Below are 19,019 nucleotides of genomic sequence, written 5' to 3' on the forward strand. Positions count from 1 at the left end.
TCGAAGGATCCTAGCGGAGAACGCAGCCTGAGTAGGCCAGTACAACGTCTTTCGGATGTCTGCTATCGAGGATCGGGGACGTCTCTTTTGGGCCCAACACGGCCGTACGTTTTTCTCCGAAGCCGTCATTCAAGAACGTATAGATGCGGTTTAAGCCAAAACCATACTGCTGCGCCCACGGCCAGCCACAGGACCACGACGAGGAGTGCGCCGGCCCGGCTGCTTGGCTTCGAGCCCTTCGTCTGCATCCACTCGTCTGCTTGGCTGCGACATTCCGCGAGGACTTCAGGCGGCAGCAGCCTGATGGTCAGCCAGATTAGGACGGGAAGTAGCAGAACGTCATCGACGTAGCCCAGCACGGGGATAAAGTCTGGAATCAGGTCAATGGGACTCAGCGCATAGGCCACCACAAAAACACCCAATGCCTTCGCGTACCAAGGCGTTCGAGGATTTTTGCCTGCAAACCAAAGCGTCACGCCGTCGCGTTTGATTCGCTTGGCCCAAGTCTTCAAGTTGTCGCTGATTCGCATGGGCGCAAGCATGCCAGGGTCACGTGGCCGAACTCTGCCCGCGGCTTCGAAGGACTGCTGATCGCCGATAGTACCCGTCCGCACACACCCTATCGAACAACAGCGACGAGCCTGAAGCGGGGGCGGAGCCTGAACTCAAACGACCGTTCTTGGCACAGACGTCCACAATTGGCAAAGCCTCATCCAAAACCCATCCAGCCGCGTACACGCACCCACGGCACACACTCCGAAGTGCCCCCAACGAGGAAACCGCACATGCCGCAGGACATCGCATTCGCCATCCGCTGGGTCGAGAAGGGCCTGGTGCCCGACACCGTCGTCCGCCAGGGCATCCGCCGCCTGTTGAAAGACCGGCTCGCCGAACTGCACGCCGGCAACGCCCTGGCCGTGGCCGATCTGACGCAAGACTTCGTCGCCCGTATGGCCGCTGAGAACCTGGCACCCCTGCCCGAGAAAGCCAACGAGCAGCACTACGAAGTCCCCGCCGCCTTCTTTGCCGAGGTGCTGGGCAATCACCGCAAGTACAGCAGCTGCTACTGGCCCGAGGGCACCCGCACGCTGGAAGATGCCGAGTCCGCCGCGCTGGCTGCCACCTGCGAGCGCGCCGGCTTGGGCAACGGGCAAGACGTGCTGGAACTGGGCTGTGGCTGGGGTTCGCTCACGTTGTGGATGGCCGAGCGCTATCCGGGCAGCCGGATCACGGCGCTGTCTAACTCGAATTCGCAGCGCGAGTACATCGAGACGCAGGCGGCGCAGCGGGGGCTGGGCAACGTGCGCGTGCTGACGCGCGACATCAACGTCTTCGACACCGACGAGCGATTCGACCGGGTGGTGTCCGTCGAGATGTTCGAGCACCTGCGCAACTGGCCGCAGGCGTTTGCCAATGTGGCGCGCTGGCTCAAGCCCGAGGGGCGCTTCTTCATGCATGTGTTTGCCCATCGTGAGGCGCCGTACCCTTTCGAGGTGCGCGACCCGAGCGATTGGATGAGCAAGTACTTTTTCTCCGGCGGCATGATGCCCAGCGACGATCTGGCGCTGCACTGCCAGGACGACTTGCGGCTGCTGCGCCGCTGGCGCTGGGAGGGCAGTCATTACCAGCGCACGGCCGAGGCCTGGCTGCGCAACATGGACGATCGCCGCGACGCGCTGCGTCCGCTGTTCCAGGCCACGTACGGTGCCGAGGCCAATGTGTGGTGGACGCGCTGGCGGCTGTTCTTCATGTCGGTGGCGGAGCTGTTCGGCTTCGACCATGGGCAGCGTTGGTGGGTGAGCCACTATCTGTTCGAGCGCAGGGCATGAGCGGCGTGGCAGAGGTAGCGCTGGCGGGCCTGGCATGGACCGCATCGCTGGCGCTGCTGACGTGGGTGGCGAGCCTCGTGCGCCACGACGCCAGCCTTGTCGATCGCATGTGGCCGGTCTTCATCGTGGGCGCGGGCCTCGTGTATTTCGCGCTGCTGCCGGTGCAGACGGTGCGCGGGTTATGGATGGCCGTGCTCGGCGCGGCATGGGCGGTGCGGCTATGCCTGTACATCACTTGGCGCAACTGGGGCCACGGCGAAGACCGGCGCTATCAGGCGATTCGCGCGCGCAATCAGCCGAACTTCGGCTTCAGGAGCCTGTATCTCGTGTTCGCCTTGCAGGCGGTGCTGGCGTGGATCGTCTCCGCGCCTTTTCTGCCGGGCATGTTGGCGGCACGACCGCTGGGCGTGCTCGATGTGTTGGGCGCGGCACTGGCGCTGTTCGGCATCTTCTTCGAGGCCATCGGCGATGCGCAGATGGCGCGCTTCAGGGCCGACCCGAAGAATGCGGGCCAAGTGATGGGCCGCGGCCTGTGGCGCTACACACGGCACCCTAACTACTTCGGTGAGGCCTGCGTCTGGTGGGGCATCTGGCTGATGGCCATGGGCGGGGCAGGGTGGAGAGGCTCGTGGAGCGTGGTGTCGCCGCTGCTCATGACGTGGCTGCTGCTCAAGGTTTCGGGCGTGCGCATGCTCGAGGCCGACATCGGCGAGCGTCGCCCCGCATACCGCGAGTACATCGCGCGCACCAATGCCTTTGTTCCGGGGCCGGTGCGGCGGTGGCACTATCCGGATCAGTGAAGCCCTCGTTCAAAAGTCTGCTGATGCGCATCGTCCTCTGGAGCACGGCAATCGTCGTGCTGGTCGTCCTCGTGGGCGTGGTGTACGAGCAGGTTGGCCGCTACCGCGCGGCGCGCGACTTTCCCGCGCCGGGGAAGATGGTCGACATCGGCGGGCGAAAAATCCACCTGGATTGCCGCGGCTCGGGCTCGCCCACCGTCGTGTTCGAGGCGGGGCTGAGCGTCGACGGTTCGTTGAGCTGGTCGGCCGTGCAGTCGAAGGTCGCGGCACACACGCGTGCGTGCTCGTACAGCCGCGCGGGCTTGATGTGGAGCGACGCTTCGGATGCACCCTATAGCGCCAGGCAGGTGGCGCAAGACCTTCACGAGGCCCTGACCCGTGCGGGCGAGCACGGCCCCTTCGTGCTGGTCGGCCAGTCGCTGGGCGGTCTTTATGCGACGAGCTTCACGAAGTACTTCGGCGCCGAGGTGGCGGGGCTGGTTCTTGTCGACCCATCGCATCCGGACCAGGTCGCGCGTGTCGCGGCTTTCATGACGGAGACGCGGTCGCTGCGCTCTCGCATCGCCGTGTGGCTTGCGTGGTCCGGCCTGTTGCGCGCGGCGGCTCCCTCGCTGCTGCCGCAGGCACCGAACCAGACGGCGCGCGATTCACAGGCGGTTCACGCATTTGCGCCGAAGTCGATGGTCACGCAACTGGCGGAGAGCGATGCGACCGATGCGTCGCTCGCCGAGGCCGGTGCCTTTCGGAACTTGGGCAACCGGCCGCTGGTGGTGCTCACCGCGATGGCGCCTTACACCGAGGCTGAACTCCGGGGAATGAAGATCACGCCCGAGCAGGGCAAGCAGGTGCAGGCCATCTGGGAGAAGCTGCACGAGGACATGGCGACATGGTCCTCGCGCAGCACGCACCGGCTGTTGCCGAACGCCGGGCACGACATCCAGTTCGACGACCCGGCTGCGGTGATCGATGCGGTGATGTCAGTCGTCGAAACGGTCCGCGCGGACCGCGACAACGGGTCGCACTGACGCTGCGCCTCACCAGCGGATCTTCACGCCCACGCTGCCGTTGACTCCGCTCTTCGTGCGCGTCGCGCCGCCCGAGTCCCACAGCTTGCCGAGTTCCGCATACACGCTGGTGCTTGGCGTCAGCTGCAGCGTGGCGCCCACCGCTAGCTCGGTGCTCGTGCCGCCTGTGCGGGTGGCGATGTCGGTGTACGCGGCCGGGCCGATGAAGCGGCTGACGTCGGTGCCGCTGCTGCTGCGGTAGACATTGGCCCGCACATAGGGCTGCAGCAGGCCGGCGGATGTAGCGATCTCGCCCTTGACCCGCACGCCCGCGCGCGCCAGCCAGCCGTTGTGGCTGTCTTGTTGCACCAGGGCGCCCGTGATGCTGCCGTCGTCGAGGTTCACGCGCTGATGCACCAGCTGCAACTGGGGCTCGATGGTCCAGCCCGGGGCGATGTTGAAGGCCTGGCCCACCTCGATGGAGGCCAGCAGGCTGCTGCCCTTGCCGGAGCTGCCGAAGCCCAGCGTGGGCGACACGGTGTAGCGGTGGCGCCCGGCCTGCAGCACGCCGTCGACGTACAGGCCGCTGTCGTTCTTCCAGGTGGCGTAGGCGCCCAGGTACTGGCTGCGCAGGTCGTTGGAGCCGGCTGCGTAGTTCACGATGCCGCGCGCGAAGCCGGTCACGCTCATGTCGCCGTCGAGCTGGCCGACGTAGACGCCGGCGCGCCAGTTGGCATCGGCCCACAGGTCGGTGCCGGCCTGGAAGCCCGTGAGGCGCCCCTTGCTGGTGGGGCTGACGGTGCCGCTCTGGCTGATGGTGCGGTCGGTGCTGATGATGCGGGCCCAAGCCTGGCGGTAGCCCTGGTCTGGCGTGGCGGTGTTGGCGCCGGTCGGGCCGTCGTCGCCTACGCGCTGATGCATGTTGCCGAGCATCGCCAGGTTGGACTGGCGGAACTGCTCGGGCAGCGCGGCGTAGAGCGGCACTTCGGTGCGGTAGGTGGGCACGGTCACGCCGCCGCCGCTTCCGCCACCGCTGGCCGGTGGAACGACGGTGGCAGTGGAGCGCAAGTACCAGTTCTCGCCCGCGCCACTTGCGTCGGCGGCGTACAGCCGGTACTCGTAGGCGCCGGCATCGACGTGGCCGCCTGCCAGGGCGAAGGCGCTCTTCGTGGTCTGTGCGGTGGTCGTCGCCCCGTTCAGCGCGCTCACGACTTCGATGCCGCTGCCGCTGGTCAGCGCGCCCAGGCCTCCGAGGTTGGTGATCTGCACGTTGGTCGTGCCGCTGGCAATGGCGGTGCTGCCGCTGAGGATCAGCCGGTCGCTTGCGCTGCTGCTGTCGCCCAGCGCCGTGCCAAGGCGCAGCGTGCCGCCGCTGCCCACCCACGGGCCGGTCACCGTGAGGGTGGTGCCGGGCGCGGTACCCACCAGCGAGACGGTGCCGCCGTTGGCCATCGACGCGATGGTCTGGCTCCGGCCGGCCAGGTCGAGCGTGGCGCCCGATGCGACCGTGAAGGCGCTGGCGCTGCTGAGTGCGTTGGCCGCACCGGCGCGCAAGGTGCCGGCGGCGACGTTGGTGGCGCCGGTGTAGATGTTGGCGCCGGCCAGGGTCAGGGTGCCTGCGCCACTCTTCACCAGGTCGCCGGCGCCCGAGATCGGGCCCGACCAGCCCATGTCGTGGCCATTGGTGTTGATGGTGCCCGTGCCGCCCAGAAGCAGGGCATTGCTCATGCTCAGGCCGTCGGCGCCGGCAATCACGCTGGCGGTGGCGCCACTGTCGATGGCAACGGCGCCCGTCAGCGCCGCGCCGGCGTTCAGGGTCAGGCTGTTGCTGCCGCCGGTGAATTCCACGGCCGACGCACGGGTGAGGCCGTCGCCGGCCAGCCCGCCCGAGATGGCGCCGCTGTTGGCGATGGTGAGGTTGGCGCCCATCACGCCGACGCCGCCCACACCGTTGGCGCCGCTCGCGCCCCCGTTGCTGTTGGAGCCACCGGTGCTGCCGGCCCCGCCGGTGATGGAGCCGCTGTTGGTGATCGTTGCGCTGGCACCCGTGGCCCACAAGCCGATGCCGCCGTCGCCGCCAGCCCCCGGTGCACCGGTGCCGCCCGCGCCGCCGCCACCGGCTCCGCCTGCACCCCCTGCGCCACCGGTGACCGTGCCGGTGTTGGTCACCGACACCGCGCTGCCGGCCAGCGTGATGCCGTTGCCGCCGGCCCCGCCGCCGCCGCCCGATGCGTTGCTGCGCGCCGGCAGCAGTTCCGATCCGCCGGTGCCGCCCGCACCGCCAGCGATGGTGCCGCTGTTGGTGAAGGTGAGCCCCGCCGTCGTGGCATTCAGGAAGAACCCGCCGCCGCCGCTGCCGCCGCCACCGGCTTGCGAGAAGGCATTGCCGCCATTGCCGCCCGCGCCGCCCGTGGAACTGCCGGAGGCCGTGTAGTTGCCGGTCGGCCCGATGAGGATGGAGCCGAAGCCGCCCGCGCCGCCGCCGCCGGCAGCCCAATAACCGTTGCCGCCCACGCCCCCGGTGCCGCCGGTGTAGCTGTTGGGAGAGGAGGTAACGGCGCTGCCGATCGACGAGCCCTGGAATCCGCCGCCACCGCCGCCGCCATATCCGTTGCCGTTGGCGGCGTCGCCGGTCTGCGATTGGCCCGCGCCGCCGTTGTCGCCCTGCAGTACGCCGGGGCTGACGACGTTGCTGGTCGTGCCCGCCGCGCCGCCCGTGCCTGCGGTAGCGCCGGCAAAGGAGCCGATGTTGGCAGTGGAGCCCGCCGTAACGCCGGCATCGGTCGACGATCCGCCGGCTCCGCCGTTCGCACCCACCGTGGTGTCGTTGAGCCCGCCGCTGCCACCGCTGCCGTTGCTGCCGCCCGCGCCGGCGTGCAGCGAAGGGTCGCCGACGGGCTGCCCGCCAGCGCCGCCGGCCGCCATCGCCGGCCCGGCGCCCAGGAGCAGCACCGCGACGGCGACGGCCCCCAGTTCGCCTAGTCTGGCCGATCGCGCGTGGCCGCGAGATGTTTCAGGAGCGGCTACCCAAGTGCCGAGCGTCGGATTCCAGAGGGTGCGAAAAATCTTGTTCATGGCTTCAATTTGTTCGTTTGTTGTTACCTGACAGGCAGGCTCCCGTGCGCAGGTGCGCTCTCTCTTGCGTCTGCGCGTTCCGTCGTTTTCCATTTACAAGTCAAAAATGTAAGTACGCGTACACGCTGGCGATATGCCTGAAAGCGGGTACCCCCTGAGGGAGTGATTGGCGAGGAACGGGAGCACCAGGCCCGTCCCGAGGCTGCGTACTGAGGCCTACGGCACTACAGGCGCAGCGCCGCCTGACGCAGGTCTACCCTGAACTGCGTCTGAAAGTAACCAATGATTCGCGGCGGATACAAAGATCCGCCCGCAAGGCGAGCTAAGCGCCCGGCCTTTGGGAGATCGCCAGGCGCGCGGCCAGGCCGGCCAGCACCGAGCCCATCGCATAGCGCTGCACGGCCAGCCAATGCGGGTTGTGCTCGAACCATCCGGCAATGCGGGAGGCAGACATCGCCATGGTCAGCAGCACGACAAAGCTGATCGCGATCTGCGTGGCGCCGAGCATCAGGCTCTGCGCGAACAAGGAGCCGTGCTCCGGCGAAATGAACTGCGGGAACAGCGAGAGATAGAAGAACGCGACCTTCGGATTCAGCAGGTTCGTCAGCAACCCCATGACGAAGAGCTTGCGGGGCGAGTCGTGCGGCAGCTGCCGCCCCTGGAACGGTGAGCGCGCGCCGGGCCGAACAGCCTGCCAGGCCAGGTACGCCAAGTACACAGCGCCCGCCCACTTCAGCAGCTCATACGCCAGCGGCACGGTCACGAACAGCGCCGAGAGGCCCAGCGCGGCCGCCATCATGTGCGCGACGAACCCGGCGAGCACGCCGAGCAGCGAAACAAAACCGGCCTGTCGGCCCTGGCAGATCGACCGCGAGATCAGATACACCATGTTGGGCCCGGGCGTGATGGCCAGCAGAACCACGGCACCGGCAAAGATCGCCAGATCGGTCAGGGGGACCATGGCAGCCTCCGTGCGGAAGACGACGTGACGATGCGCAGCACCGCGGCGCTTGCGCCATCGCTCTGCACCACGACCGGTCCGTTGTGATGCAGCAGCAGCGATTCGCCGCTGGCGACGAAGTGGTCGTCGAGGTCGCCGGGTTCGGTGAGCCACACGCGGCCGCTCGTCACTTCGAGGCGTGCGCCGGCGCGGTGGCGCAGCGTGCGCGCCTCGCCGATGGGTAGCGTCATGAGAGACGGGGCGGATGCGCCGTGGCGTGTTCCGGGCGATGGGGTGTGGGTGAGTGTGTTCATGGACTCGACAGTAGAGATCGGGCGTCGAGTCGCACAGCCACAGGCATTCGCCATCTGGTGTGATACAGACCGGGCGCAGCCGCATCTGTGCCAGTCGCGGCGGCCGTCATCTGTACCTGTCGGGCCGCGCTGGTGCGGTACAGAATGCGGCCATGCCCGAGCACGACCAAGCCGAGGTGCTGTACCTGCAGATCGCCGAATCGATCGCCATGCCGATCCGCACCGGCACGCTCGCGCGGGGCGAGCGCATTCCGTCGGTGCGCGAACTGGCGCGGCATCACAGCGTGTCGCTGGGCACGGTGGTGCAGGCCTACCGCATGCTGGAGGATTCGCGCCTGATCGTGGCGCGCCCGCGCTCGGGCTACTTCGTCGCGGCCCGCCCGCCGAGGCCACCCGAGCCAGAAACCTCGAACCCGCCTGCGGACTCGATGGCGGTCGATGTCAGTTCGCTCGCAGCGCGCGTGATGCAGCTCGCGCACGACCCGGGCTACGTTTCCTTCGGCGCCGCATGCCCGAGCGCCGACCTGTTTGCCGAAGAGCGCGTGCGCCGCGCAACCAGCCGCGCCGTGCAGCGCCATCGCGCAACGCTCACCCAATACATCGTCGGCTCCGGCGATGAGAGCCTGCGCCGCGCAATCGCGCGCCATGCGCTGCGCATGGGCTGCCAGCTCGACGCGCGCGACATCGTCGTGACGAACAGCTGCCTCGAGTCGATCACGCTCTGCCTGCGCGCGGTAACGCAGCCCGGCGACGTGGTCGCGCTCGAATCGCCGACGCTCTTCAGCTTTCTGGAGATCCTCGAAGACCTGCACCTGCGTGCGCTGGAAATTCCGACGCATCCGCGCACCGGGCTCTCGCTCGACGCGCTGCAGCTGGCCTTCGAAACGCAGCCGGTGAAAGCCGTGCTCGCCGTACCCACGCTCTCCAATCCGATGGGCGCGAGCATGCCGCCGGCCGACCGGCGCCGCCTCGCGCAGATGGTTGCCGAACGCGGCATCCCGCTGATCGAGGACGTCACCTACAACGACCTTGCCGAGCAGGACGAGCAGCGCCGTGCCGTGCGCTCCTTCGACACCACGGGGCACGTGATGCTGTGCTCCTCGTTCTCCAAGACGGTCGCACCCGGGCTGCGGCTGGGCTGGGTCGATGCCGGGCGCTGGGGTACGAAGGTCGCGCGCATGAAGCAGGTGACCAGCGGCAGCCAGTCGGCGATGCTGCAGCGCGCAATGGCCGACCTGCTGATGCAGCCGGGCATCGAGGCCAACTACCGCCAGATGCGCTCGACCATCGCGGCGCGCGTCGATGAAGTGCGGGGGCTCATCGCGCAGCACTTTCCGAAGGGCACGCGCGTCACCGATCCTCCGGGCGGGTTCATCCTGTGGGTCGAACTGCCGCACGGCACCGATTCGCTCGCGCTGTTCCAGGCCTGTCTTGCCGAGGGCATCGTCATTGCTCCAGGCACGATGTTCAGCGCCACGAACCACTTTCGCCACTGCATCCGGCTGGGGCTCGCCGGCCGCTGGGACGACGCCCATCGCCATGCACTGCGGCGTGTGGGCGCGTTGGCAGAAGCCATGTCAACGCCGCGCTGAACGGCTGGTGCGTTTCTTCTGGCCGTGCCCGAGGCTTTGGAGGTACGCGCAGAACATGTCGGCCATGGCGTCTGCATAGGCTTCGATCTCCGCGTCGGTTCGCTGGCTTTCAGAGAACTGCTTTCCCACCGCGCTGAACGTCGTCGTGATCAGGTCGCCGGCCAACGCGCGCGTGGCTTCGGAGGCATCGGGCAGGGCCTCTTGCATGAAGGCCTGCACGGTGCGGTCTCCGGCGGCCCTGGCCTCATGCGCCTCGGGTGCGTCCCGGTAGAGCGGGGCGGCGTCGCTCAGCGCCACGCGCATTCCGGCTTCTTCGCACTCCGAGCGGATGAAGGCGTGCACCAGCATGCGCAGCCGCTCCAGCGGCGGCCTTTGTGCGTCTTCGAGGATGCCGCACAGCATCTCCGTCGTCTGCCGCCATTCGTCGCTCTGGAGGCGAAAGAGGATCGACGCCTTGTTCGGAAAGTACTGATACACCGACCCGACACTGACGCCGGCCCTCTCGGCCACTCGCGTAGTGGTGAAGCGGTTTGCGCCTTCTTTCGCCAAAACCTGAAGGGCGGCTTCGAGGATCGTGGCGACGAGCCCGGTCGAGCGGGCCTGCTTGGGCTGTCTTCTAGAGGAGATTGGTGCGCTTCGGCGTTCGGTCATCGGTGGGGCTCGCAACGCGAATAGGAAATGTGAATGTTCCTTCATAGCCACTCGCGTAGTGGTGAAGCGGTTTGCGCCTTCTTTCGCCAAAACCTGAAGGGCGGCTTCGAGGATCGTGGCGACGAGCCCGGTCGAGCGGGCCTGCTTGGGCTGTCTTCTAGAGGAGATTGGTGCGCTTCGGCGTTCGGTCATCGGTGGGGCTCGCAACGCGAATAGGAAATGTGAATGTTCCTTCATATTATGAGCACTCGTTCACTCCAACACGAAGACCCCTGTGACAACCCTGACCACCACACCGCTTGCGCCCTTGCTGGAGCGCCTGTTCGAAGAGGCCGCCGCCGCGTCGCCTGCAATGAGCTCCGCAGTCGCCGATCTCTCCAGCGAAGAGCGCACGCGCCTGATGCGCAGCAAGACCGACTACCTCGACTTCTACGCAAAGCTGAAGGACGTTCCGCTCCCCGTCTCGCGCGAGACCGGCGCACTGCTCTACATGCTGGCGCGCAACAGCGGCGCGCGAACTGTCGTCGAGTTCGGAACCTCGTTCGGCATCTCGACCCTGCACCTCGCCGCGGCCCTTCGGGACAACGGCGGCGGCCACCTCATCACCACCGAGTTCGAGCCGTCCAAGGTGGCGAGGGCTCGCCAGAACCTGGCGGCCGGAGGCCTCGACGACCTGGTCGAAATCCGCGAGGGAGACGCGCTGCAGACGCTTGCCGCCAACCTCCCGGATTCGATCGACCTGCTGCTGCTCGACGGCGCCAAGGCGCTCTATCCCGAGATCCTGGAGCTGGTCGAAAGCCGCCTCAGGCCAGGCGCTTTCATCGTCGCCGACAACGCCGACTACAGCCCCGACTACCTGGCGCACGTGCGCTCGCCTGAAGCGGGCTACATGTCCACGCCGTTCGGCGGAGATGTCGAACTGTCGATGCGGCTCGGCTGACAACAACACCAGCGCGGACACAGCGTCCGCGGTGCCAGTCGCACTGGCCGTAAGCGTCTGACGTCAAGCAACGCACTCAACGATCCTCGTCGGTCGGAGTGCGTGCGTTTGCGCGCTTCCGTCGATGGGGAACAGCCTGGACAACACCATGACTTCTCAATCGACACAGTCGACAACATCTTCGACACGCCATCCGGCGCAAGGCCGCCTGCTGCTGCTGACGGCCATCCTCTTCATTTCCTATCTTTGCGTCGGCATGTCATTGCCCATCGTGCCGATCTTCGTGACCGGGCGGCTGGGGCTCGGCAATGTGTGGGCCGGGCTCGGCGTCGGCATCGCCTTTCTTGCCACCGTCGTCAGCCGGGCGCATGCCGGCAGCCTTTCGGACCGTCGCGGGGCCAAGGTCGCGGTGGCGCGCGGGCTGTCTTTCTATGTGGGCGGGGCGGTGGTCTCGCTGATTGCGGGGCTGTCGTTCCTGGCGCCGTGGACGGCCTTTCTTGTCCTCATCGCCGGCCGGCTGCTCATCGGGCTTGGCGAGAGCCTTGTTGCGGTCGGCGTGATCGGCTGGGGCATCGGCCTCGTCGGCCCCGCCCGTTCGGGCCACGTGCTGGCATTGGTTGGCGCCGCCATCTACGGCGCTCTGGCAGTTGGCGGGCCCATCGGCCTGGCATTGCTCGACCGGTTCGGATTTGCCGGCGCGATGGGCGTCAGTGCGATCCTGCCCTGCCTCGGGCTGCTGACCGTCTGGCGCATCGCAGGCGTTGCCGTGCACCCTGGCACAGAGCGCCCGCCGTTCTGGCGCGTGATCGGCAGGATCTGGCCGCACGGTTCCATCGTCTGCCTCCAGGGCATCGGCTTCGCCGCGATCGGGGCGTTCTTCACACTCCATTTTCTGGATCAGCACTGGCGCTATGCCGGGCTGGGCCTGACAGCCTTCGGCAGCGGATTCGTTCTGGTCCGCGTGCTCTTCGGCCATCTGCCGGACCGCGTGGGCGGCCTGCCCGTGGCGATCGGATCGCTCGCCGTCGAGACGCTCGGCCAGGTCCTGATCTGGAGTGCGACCGATCCGGTGCTTGCCCTTGTCGGCGCGTTTCTCACAGGGCTCGGCTGCTCGATGATCTTTCCGGCCATGGGGCGCGAAGTCGTGCGCCTTGTGGAGCCGCATCTGCGCGGCACGGCGCTGGGCGGGTTCTCGGCATTCCAGGACATCGCCTACGGCCTGACGGGTCCCGTGGCCGGGTTTCTGGCCGACCGGGAGGGTTACAGCGGCGTCTTCCTCATCGGCGCAGGTGCTGCTGCGGCGGGTCTTGTGATTGCGATCAGTCTCCGCCAGGTGCAGAGAGTTGCTCCAGGTTGATTTCGCAGGCCGCCTTCAAAGCGGCCGCGACCTTCTCCGGCTCCAGGCGTAATTCCGCGATGTCGCGCTCCCCGACGCAAAGGCCGTCGAGCCGCACGTAGATGCGTGAGAAGTCGCCACCGAGCGCCCGCGCCACGTCGCTCAGGCAGTCGGCAAGCGTGGCGAAGCCGCCGTCGCGGTACGAACTGGGCGGTATCACGCCCTTGGACCGCGGCGCGCGAACGGAATACGCGTACGCCGCCGCTTCCTTCCGGAGCTCCACCACGGGCTGCAGGCAGCGTTGAACTTCCCCGGTCTTTTTCATGAACTCAGTTTAGATGCGGCGCTGCGCCCCATCCAGCTAGCGCGTGCGCTGCTTTGCAACGAATTCCGGCGTCACCGTGCCCTGCTTGTTGCCGAACTGCGCGATGACGTAGTTGGCGAGCGCCGCGACTTCGGTGTCGGTGTAGGCCTTGCCGAACGCCGGCATGTAGACCTCCCTGTCGTGCACGTGCATCCGCACGCCCTGCAGGATCATCTGCGTGACGTTGGAGCCGTCAGGGTCGTTCACGCCGCGCGTTCCAAGCAGCGACGCGTTGGCGGTCTGCTGGCCTTGTCCGTTCCACTGGTGGCAGCTCGCGCATGCCGCCGCGAAGAGCCTCAGGCCTTGCTCGTGGCCTTCGGCCGTGTTGGCGGCAGGCGCCGCCGCGCTCGCGGCCACGGCCCATGGCGCCTTTGCGTCGACCTCGATCGGGTCCTTGCCGGCCTTGGCAGGCACCGTGCGCAGATAGCTCACCAGCGCCGAGGCGTCCTCCGGCTTCAGGTACTGCAGGCTGTGCTCCACAGCCTCGCCCATGGGGCCAGAGGCCGAGCCGCGGCCATCGGCGTGCCCAGTTGTCAGGTACGAGGCAATCTCTGCATCGCTCCACGCGCCGATGCCGTTCTTCGCATCCGACGTGATGTTGTAGGCGCGCCAGCCCTGGATCGATTCGCCCGCGAGGTTGTTGCCCGCATCCATCGCGAAGGCGAAGTTGCGCGGCGTGTGGCATTCCGCGCAGTGGCCCAGCGCCGTGGCGAGGTACTTGCCCTGGTTCCACGCAAGCGGTTTCGACGCGTCGGCCTCGAAACGGCTGCTCTTGAAGAAGGCCGCGTTCCAGAAGCCCATGGCCCAGCGCTGGTTGAACGGGAAGCCCAGGTCGGCCTCCTTGTTCGGCTGGTTCACCTTGGGCAGGCTGAAGATGTAAGCCTTGATCGCGAGCACGTCGTTGCGGCTCAGCGTGGTGTACGAGGTGTACGGGAACGCCGGGTACAGGCGTTTGCCGTCGGCGCGCACACCGTCGTGCAGCGCGCGCACGAAGTCGTCGTCGCTCCATTTGCCGATGCCCGTTTCCGGGTCGGCCGTGATGTTCGACGAGTAGATCGTGCCGAAGGGCAGCACGAAGGGCAGGCCGCCTGCAAAGGGCTGCCCCTTGCCGCCGGGCACCGTGTGGCAAGCGATGCAGTCGGCGGCCTTGGTGAGGTATTCGCCGCGCACGAGCAGCGCCGCGTCGCTGGGCGCGCCGGCCAGCACCGGCGCCTCGCCCTCGGAATTGTCGGTGCGGTTCAAAAAGAAATACAGCGCCGCCCCAACGACGAACACCGCCACCAGAAATTTGAGAAGCCGCTTCATGCTGCGCTCCTTTCGCCGAGCCCGGTGGGCCCACTGGGTTCGGCACTGGCGATCTTTTTCTTCAGCGCCTCCTTGTCCTGCGCCAGCAGCGCGCGGTTCACCGGCAGCTCGCGCAGGCGCACGCCCGTTGCCGCGAAGATCGCGTTGGCCAGCGCCGGTGCGGCAATGGCGGTGCCGACTTCGCCAAGCCCGCCGGGGGCCTCGCCGCTCTTGACGGTGTGCACCTCTATCGGCGGTGCCTCGTTGATGCGCAGCATCCGGTAGTCGTGGAAGTTGCTCTGCTCGATGGCGCCGTCGCGCACCGTGATCTCGCTGAACAGCGCCGAGCTCAGCCCGAACAGCAGCCCGCCCTGGATCTGCGCCTCGATGGAGCTCGCGTTCACCGCAATGCCGCAGTCGAGCCCGACCACCGCGCGCCGCATGCGCACTTCGCCCTGCGGCGTGACCTCGGCCTCGACGATGGCGCACACGCGGCTGCCGAAGGCATCGCCCACCGCCACGCCGCGCCCGACACGCGCCGGCAGCGTGCCTTGCCCCCAGCCGATCTTGCTTGCCGCCAGGTCGAGCACCGCGAGCGTGCGCGGGTTTTTCTTCAGCATGGCGCGCCGGTAGGCCACCGGGTCTTTCTTCGCGCGGTGCGCCAGCTCGTCGATGAAGCTCTCCATCACGAAAAGGTTGTGCGTCGGCCCCACGCCGCGCCACCAGCCGACGTTCAGGCCGGCCGGCATGTCGTGCCGTACCCATTCGACCTTGAGGTTCGGCAGGTCGTAGCAAGGCTCGGCAACGCATTCGATCAGGTCGCCGTCCATGCCGTCCTTGCCCATGAAGGCGGGAGCCCAGCGGCCCAGCACCGTGCCGCCCGAGATGCGGTCGCCGAACCAGAGGATCTGGCCCTCGCCGTCGACCACGGCCGAGATGTCGTCGTGGTACATCGGCCGCACGATGTCGTGGCGGATGTCTTCCTCGCGCGTCCACACCACCTTGAGCGGGTAGGGCACCTGCTTGGCGAAGGCCACGGCCTGCTCGACCGAATCGGTCTCCAGCCGTCGGCCGAAGCCGCCGCCCAGGTACTGGTTGTGCACCACGACCTTGTCTTCGGCCAGGCCGGTGATCTTGGCGGCGGCGCTCACGCAGCGCGTGGGCACCTGCGTGCCGACCCAGATCTCGCACTGGTCGGGCCGCACGTGCACCGTGGTGTTGAGCGGCTCCATGGTCGCGTGGGCCAGCATCGGAAGGTCGTAGGTGGCCTGCACCAGCGTGCCCTCGGGCCGCTTGCCGGCTTCCTTGCCGATGATGGCCTTGTCTTTTGCCAGCGCGTTGGCCAGCGCCGCACGCAACTGCTGCGTGGTGAGCGTGGCGTTCTGCCCCGGCGTCCACTGGATCTTCAATGCATCGAGGCCGCGCTTCGCGGCCCAGAAATGCTCGCCCACCACGGCGACCGCGTCCTTGATGCGCAGCACGTCGATCACGCCGGGAATCGCCCGTGCCGCCTTGTCGTCCACAGAGGCCAGCACGCCGCCGAGCGTGGGAGAGGCCTTGACCGTCGCCACCTTCATGCCCGGCAGGCGCACGTCGATGCCGAATTGGGTGGTGCCGTTGACCTTGCCGGCCGAGTCGACTCGCCGCAGCGGCTGGCCGATCAGCTTGAAATCCTTCGGCTCCTTCAGCGTCACCTTTTCCGGCATCGGCAGCTTGGCGGCGGCGCTGGCAAGCGCGCCGAAGCCGAGCTGCCGGCTGGATGCCGCATGGCTCACCACGCCGCGCGCGACCGTGCAGCTCGCTGCGTCGACTTTCCACTGCGCGGCGGCGGCACTCACCAGCAGCGTGCGCGCCACGGCGCCAGCTTCGCGCAGCACGCCATAGGTGCCGCGCGTGCTGGTCGAGCCGCCGGTGATCTGCCCGCCGAGCAGCGGCATGCCGTAGAGCGCCTCGTTCGGCGGCGAATGCTCCACGCGCACCTGGTCGAGCTCGACGCCGAGTTCCTCGGCCAGCAGCATCGCCGAGCCGGTGTAGATCGCCTGGCCCATCTCGGCCATCGGCATCACGAGGCGCACGCCGCCGTCGGCATCGATGCGGATGAAGGCATTCGGCGCGAATGCCGGGTTGCCGTCGGCGAGCGCGGCGGCCGCGTCGGCCGGCTGCTGCCTGGGGCTGATTGCGGCGAAGGCCTTGCTGCCTCCGACCCAGGTGAAAGCCAGCGCAAGGCCGCCGGCCTGCAGGGCGGCGCGCCTGCTGATGCCACCGATGCCGGCGGCCTTCACGATGCGCTCCTTGCCGGCATCGCGACCACCGACTGCAGCACCTCGGCCTTGCCGGTGGCGGCCTGCTTGATGGCCGCACGAATGCGCGAGTAGGTACAGCATCGACAGACGTTGCCCGACATGGCCAGGTCGATGTCGGCGTCGCTCGGGTTGGGCGTGCGCTGTATCAGCGCTGCTGCCGACATGATCTGGCCGGACTGGCAGTAGCCGCACTGCACCACGTCGACATCGAGCCAGGCCTTCTGGATGCTCTTGCCCGCAGGCGTCTGCGAGACGGCTTCGATGGTGGTGATGGCCTTCTTGCCGATGGAGCCGACCGGCAGCACGCATGAGCGCACGGGCTGGCCGTCGAGGTGCACGGTGCAGGCGCCGCACTGCGCGATGCCGCAGCCGAACTTGGTGCCGGTCAGGCCGACGATGTCGCGCAATGCCCAGAGCAGGGGCATGTCCTCGGGCGCGTTGAGGGCAACGGACTGGCCGTTGATGTTGAGATCGATCATGGGCCCCGCCTTTTTTCTGGTTCGCCGTGGGTGGCAGCGCGAACCATAGCGCGACTTCGGAAAGTGCGCTTGGCGGGCAGGGCAACGCTCAACCGGGTTACCCGGATTTCATCGACGGGCGCCTATCGAAAGCACCCGAAGGTATTCATCGCCGCGCAGGATGGTCAGGCGGGCACCTTCTGCGCGGGTGCCTGCAGCGGCGGCGTGCCGGTCTTGAACAGGCTTGCCAGCTGCGTGCGCAATTCCGGCGTGTCGGCATGGCCGTGGACGGCCACGGCGTGTTGCACGGCAGCATCGAGCAGTTCGCTCTCGGAGTCGGCAGATAGCGCGACGCTGCAGTTCGTCGTGCTCGGATACTCGCGGCAGTCGATGTATTGGCGTGACATGGTGGCTCCTGGAATGTCCTTACGGACGTGCTTCGAAGATCAGGTTGAACGGGGTCTCGCTGGCGCGGCGGAAGTGCGAGAAGCCGCCTTGCGTGACCACCTCGCGAAGGCGCGCTTCGCCGGCCTGCGCACCCAGGCATAGGCCCACTTCCTGCGAGCGCGAGGCAGGCGTGCAGATGAAGCTCGAGGCCGAATAGAACACGCGCCCTACGGGGTTGATGTTGTCCTCCAGCCGGTCGTTGGCAAAGGGCTCGACGATCATCCAGGTGCCCTGCGGCTTCAGGCTGCGCCGCACGTGCGCCGCCGCGCCGACGGGGTCGCCCATGTCGTGCAGGCAGTCGAAGACCGCGACAAGGTCGTAGTTTTCTCCGGGGAAATCCTTGGCGCTCGCGACCTCGAAGCGCAGGCGCTTTTCATCGTCGACACCGGCCTTGCGTGCCGTTTCGCGGGCACGTTCGATCGAAGGCGCGTGATAGTCGAAGCCGACGAAGCTGGACTCGGGATAGGCCTGCGCCATCAGCAGTGTCGATGCACCGTGCCCGCAGCCCACGTCCGCCACGCGCGCGCCGCGCTTCAGCAGGGGCTCGATGCCTTCGAGCGCCGGGATCCACTGGCTCACCAGATTGGCCGCGTAGCCGGGCCGGAAGAAGCGCTCGGTGCCATGGAAGAGGGCCACATCATGCTCGTGCCAGCCGATGCCCAGGCCCGTGCGCATGGCCTGGACCATCTTGGGAATGATCTTGAACTGCGCCACCGCGATCTGGAAGGCGCCGGGCACGAAGGCCGGGCTGCCTTCCTCGGCGAGCGCGAAGGCCTGTTCCTCGGTCAGCGAGAACAGCTCGCCTTTGGGGTCGTACTCGACGTAGCCGCTGGCGGCCTGGGCCGAGAGCCATTCGCGCAGGTAGCGCGGATCGGTCTCGGTGCGGCGGGCCAGTGCCTCCGCGGTGGAGGGGCCTTCGGCCAGCGCCTTGTACAGGCCGAGCTGGTCGCCGACGACGATGGTTGCCGCGTGCATCACGGCGCCGATGTCGTGGACGAAGTTACCCATGAACGCGTTAAGCCGTGTTTCGTCGATAGCCATGTGTATCTCCTTCGCCGGTGGGCGGCCCGCGCGCCCCCCGCCTGCCTATACTGTTCGCGGCAAAGGGCCTGCAAGCATCCTGCGTCTCGATGCGTGCAGGCGCCATACGCAGCAATGCGTATGCACCGTGAAAGGGGCATGCCATGACGAACCTGACGCGCAACAATCGCGCGAGCGCACTTCGCCTGCTGGAACAACTGGAGTCCGGGCATTCGCCCGTGCGGCATCACGGCGCCGGCAACGATGGCTTGCGCGCAATCCACCGCATCGCAACAAAGTCGCCGGGCCGGCGCGAATTCCGCCGCGCTGCGCTGCAGGCCGACTACTACCGGCGCGCGGGGTTGGAGCACGCGGTGGCGGTTGCCTTCCTGTACCGGCTGGCCTGCCGCGCCGAGGCGCCGTTGCCCGAAGCCCCGGCTGCCGGCCTCACGCCCCGCGAGGGCGACGTCATGCACTGGCTCTCGCGCGGAAAGACCGACGCCGAGATCGCCGCCTTGCTGGAGATAAGCCCACGCACCGTGCACAAGCACCTGGAGCATGTGTACGTGAAGCTGGGCGTCGAGACGCGCACGGCGGCCGTGATGCGTGCGCTCGGCATGGACAGGAGCCCATAGGGAAGGAGCAGCCGGGGCCGGCCGGCC

Annotated in this window: 18 protein-coding genes; 7 read left to right on the forward strand and 11 right to left on the reverse strand. The window is 67.7% G+C overall.

Annotated elements, in window-relative coordinates:
* Nucleotides 1-125: 125 nt before the first annotated feature.
* Complete coding sequence (locus BMW87_RS31970) at nt 126-530, reverse strand: YkvA family protein (protein WP_093082041.1); 405 nt, start codon at nt 528-530, stop codon at nt 126-128.
* 255 nt (nt 531-785) lie between these two features.
* On the opposite strand from BMW87_RS31970, the gene BMW87_RS31975 reads away from it, so the two are divergent.
* The 3 genes from BMW87_RS31975 to BMW87_RS31985 are packed head-to-tail and all read left to right on the forward strand — an operon-like array spanning nt 786 to nt 3,654.
* The gene (locus BMW87_RS31975) at nt 786-1,829 is read left to right on the forward strand and encodes an SAM-dependent methyltransferase (protein ID WP_093082044.1); all 1,044 of its coding nucleotides are present in this window, start codon (nt 786-788) and stop codon (nt 1,827-1,829) included.
* A complete protein-coding gene (locus tag BMW87_RS31980; protein ID WP_093082046.1) occupies nt 1,826-2,629 on the forward strand; it encodes a DUF1295 domain-containing protein in 804 nt (267 codons plus the stop codon). The genes BMW87_RS31975 and BMW87_RS31980 overlap by 4 nt, the downstream gene beginning before the upstream one ends.
* 23 nt (nt 2,630-2,652) lie before the next feature.
* The gene (locus tag BMW87_RS31985) at nt 2,653-3,654 is read left to right on the forward strand and encodes an alpha/beta fold hydrolase (RefSeq protein WP_093082139.1); all 1,002 of its coding nucleotides are present in this window, start codon (nt 2,653-2,655) and stop codon (nt 3,652-3,654) included.
* 9 nt (nt 3,655-3,663) lie between these two features.
* On the opposite strand, the gene BMW87_RS31990 is transcribed toward BMW87_RS31985, so the two are convergent.
* The 3 genes from BMW87_RS31990 to BMW87_RS32000 form a co-directional block, all read right to left on the reverse strand.
* Nucleotides 3,664-6,708 carry an autotransporter outer membrane beta-barrel domain-containing protein gene (locus tag BMW87_RS31990; RefSeq protein WP_093082049.1) on the reverse strand — a complete coding sequence of 1,015 codons (3,045 nt, stop codon included), beginning with the start codon at nt 6,706-6,708 and terminating at the stop codon, nt 3,664-3,666.
* 322 nt (nt 6,709-7,030) lie between these two features.
* A complete protein-coding gene (locus BMW87_RS31995; protein ID WP_093082051.1) occupies nt 7,031-7,669 on the reverse strand; it encodes a LysE family translocator in 639 nt (212 codons plus the stop codon).
* On the reverse strand, nt 7,657-7,962 hold the full coding sequence (locus BMW87_RS32000) for a DUF2917 domain-containing protein (protein ID WP_177192894.1): 306 nt from the start codon (nt 7,960-7,962) through the stop codon (nt 7,657-7,659). Before BMW87_RS32000 ends, BMW87_RS31995 begins: the two co-directional genes overlap by 13 nt.
* A gap of 152 nt (nt 7,963-8,114) precedes the next feature.
* Here BMW87_RS32000 and BMW87_RS32005 point away from each other — a divergent pair, with 152 nt between their 5' ends.
* Nucleotides 8,115-9,554 carry an aminotransferase-like domain-containing protein gene (locus tag BMW87_RS32005; RefSeq protein ID WP_093082055.1) on the forward strand — a complete coding sequence of 480 codons (1,440 nt, stop codon included), beginning with the start codon at nt 8,115-8,117 and terminating at the stop codon, nt 9,552-9,554.
* Here BMW87_RS32005 and BMW87_RS32010 read toward each other — a convergent pair.
* A complete protein-coding gene (locus tag BMW87_RS32010; RefSeq protein WP_093082142.1) occupies nt 9,540-10,205 on the reverse strand; it encodes a TetR/AcrR family transcriptional regulator in 666 nt (221 codons plus the stop codon). The two genes, BMW87_RS32005 and BMW87_RS32010, sit on opposite strands and share 15 nt — an antisense overlap.
* A gap of 274 nt (nt 10,206-10,479) precedes the next feature.
* On the opposite strand from BMW87_RS32010, the gene BMW87_RS32020 reads away from it, so the two are divergent.
* Together BMW87_RS32020 and BMW87_RS32025 are read left to right on the forward strand one after the other, a co-directional pair.
* Nucleotides 10,480-11,145: an O-methyltransferase gene (locus BMW87_RS32020; protein ID WP_093082057.1), complete on the forward strand. Its 666-nt coding sequence runs from the start codon at nt 10,480-10,482 to the stop codon at nt 11,143-11,145.
* Between the two features lie 148 nt (nt 11,146-11,293).
* Nucleotides 11,294-12,502, forward strand: coding sequence for an MFS transporter (locus tag BMW87_RS32025; protein WP_093082144.1), 1,209 nt, complete (start codon nt 11,294-11,296; stop codon nt 12,500-12,502).
* On the opposite strand, the gene BMW87_RS32030 is transcribed toward BMW87_RS32025, so the two are convergent.
* The 6 genes from BMW87_RS32030 to BMW87_RS32055 form a co-directional block, all read right to left on the reverse strand.
* Nucleotides 12,465-12,806 (reverse strand): hypothetical protein, encoded by a 342-nt coding sequence (locus BMW87_RS32030; protein WP_093059460.1) that lies wholly within the window; start codon nt 12,804-12,806, stop codon nt 12,465-12,467. The genes BMW87_RS32025 and BMW87_RS32030 overlap by 38 nt on opposite strands.
* Before the next feature lie 36 nt (nt 12,807-12,842).
* Nucleotides 12,843-14,150: a c-type cytochrome gene (locus BMW87_RS32035; RefSeq protein ID WP_093082060.1), complete on the reverse strand. Its 1,308-nt coding sequence runs from the start codon at nt 14,148-14,150 to the stop codon at nt 12,843-12,845.
* Nucleotides 14,147-16,513 (reverse strand): xanthine dehydrogenase family protein molybdopterin-binding subunit, encoded by a 2,367-nt coding sequence (locus tag BMW87_RS32040; RefSeq protein ID WP_371258881.1) that lies wholly within the window; start codon nt 16,511-16,513, stop codon nt 14,147-14,149. Before BMW87_RS32040 ends, BMW87_RS32035 begins: the two co-directional genes overlap by 4 nt.
* Nucleotides 16,408-16,911, reverse strand: coding sequence for a (2Fe-2S)-binding protein (locus BMW87_RS32045; protein ID WP_093082065.1), 504 nt, complete (start codon nt 16,909-16,911; stop codon nt 16,408-16,410). The genes BMW87_RS32040 and BMW87_RS32045 overlap by 106 nt, the downstream gene beginning before the upstream one ends.
* A 164-nt stretch (nt 16,912-17,075) precedes the next feature.
* Entirely contained in the window at nt 17,076-17,297 is a 222-nt protein-coding gene (locus tag BMW87_RS32050; protein ID WP_093059467.1) for a DUF1059 domain-containing protein, read from the reverse strand.
* Between the two features lie 19 nt (nt 17,298-17,316).
* On the reverse strand, nt 17,317-18,378 hold the full coding sequence (locus BMW87_RS32055) for a class I SAM-dependent methyltransferase (protein ID WP_093082067.1): 1,062 nt from the start codon (nt 18,376-18,378) through the stop codon (nt 17,317-17,319).
* A gap of 143 nt (nt 18,379-18,521) precedes the next feature.
* On the opposite strand from BMW87_RS32055, the gene BMW87_RS32060 reads away from it, so the two are divergent.
* Nucleotides 18,522-18,992, forward strand: coding sequence for a helix-turn-helix transcriptional regulator (locus BMW87_RS32060; RefSeq protein WP_093082070.1), 471 nt, complete (start codon nt 18,522-18,524; stop codon nt 18,990-18,992).
* Nucleotides 18,993-19,019: the final 27 nt, after the last annotated feature.

This window comes from Variovorax sp. OV084 (assembly GCF_900111625.1).
Taxonomy (GTDB): Bacteria; Pseudomonadota; Gammaproteobacteria; order Burkholderiales; family Burkholderiaceae_C; genus Variovorax.

Bases quoted from the DNA above. Each gene is read 5' to 3' on its own strand.
- BMW87_RS32040 (WP_371258881.1), bottom strand. From the start codon at position 16,513: ATGCTGTACCTACTCGCGCATTCGTGCGGCCATCAAGCAGGCCGCCAC.
- BMW87_RS31980 (WP_093082046.1), top strand. From the start codon at position 1,826: ATGAGCGGCGTGGCAGAGGTAGCGCTGGCGGGCCTGGCATGGACCGCA.
- BMW87_RS32060 (WP_093082070.1), top strand. From the start codon at position 18,522: ATGACGAACCTGACGCGCAACAATCGCGCGAGCGCACTTCGCCTGCTG.
- BMW87_RS32045 (WP_093082065.1), bottom strand. From the start codon at position 16,911: ATGATCGATCTCAACATCAACGGCCAGTCCGTTGCCCTCAACGCGCCC.
- BMW87_RS32005 (WP_093082055.1), top strand. From the start codon at position 8,115: ATGCCCGAGCACGACCAAGCCGAGGTGCTGTACCTGCAGATCGCCGAA.
- BMW87_RS32010 (WP_093082142.1), bottom strand. From the start codon at position 10,205: ATGACCGAACGCCGAAGCGCACCAATCTCCTCTAGAAGACAGCCCAAG.
- BMW87_RS32050 (WP_093059467.1), bottom strand. From the start codon at position 17,297: ATGTCACGCCAATACATCGACTGCCGCGAGTATCCGAGCACGACGAAC.
- BMW87_RS32000 (WP_177192894.1), bottom strand. From the start codon at position 7,962: ATGAACACACTCACCCACACCCCATCGCCCGGAACACGCCACGGCGCA.
- BMW87_RS32030 (WP_093059460.1), bottom strand. From the start codon at position 12,806: ATGAAAAAGACCGGGGAAGTTCAACGCTGCCTGCAGCCCGTGGTGGAG.
- BMW87_RS31975 (WP_093082044.1), top strand. From the start codon at position 786: ATGCCGCAGGACATCGCATTCGCCATCCGCTGGGTCGAGAAGGGCCTG.
- BMW87_RS31995 (WP_093082051.1), bottom strand. From the start codon at position 7,669: ATGGTCCCCCTGACCGATCTGGCGATCTTTGCCGGTGCCGTGGTTCTG.
- BMW87_RS31970 (WP_093082041.1), bottom strand. From the start codon at position 530: ATGCGAATCAGCGACAACTTGAAGACTTGGGCCAAGCGAATCAAACGC.
- BMW87_RS31990 (WP_093082049.1), bottom strand. From the start codon at position 6,708: ATGAACAAGATTTTTCGCACCCTCTGGAATCCGACGCTCGGCACTTGG.
- BMW87_RS32035 (WP_093082060.1), bottom strand. From the start codon at position 14,150: ATGAAGCGGCTTCTCAAATTTCTGGTGGCGGTGTTCGTCGTTGGGGCG.
- BMW87_RS32055 (WP_093082067.1), bottom strand. From the start codon at position 18,378: ATGGCTATCGACGAAACACGGCTTAACGCGTTCATGGGTAACTTCGTC.
- BMW87_RS31985 (WP_093082139.1), top strand. From the start codon at position 2,653: ATGCGCATCGTCCTCTGGAGCACGGCAATCGTCGTGCTGGTCGTCCTC.
- BMW87_RS32025 (WP_093082144.1), top strand. From the start codon at position 11,294: ATGACTTCTCAATCGACACAGTCGACAACATCTTCGACACGCCATCCG.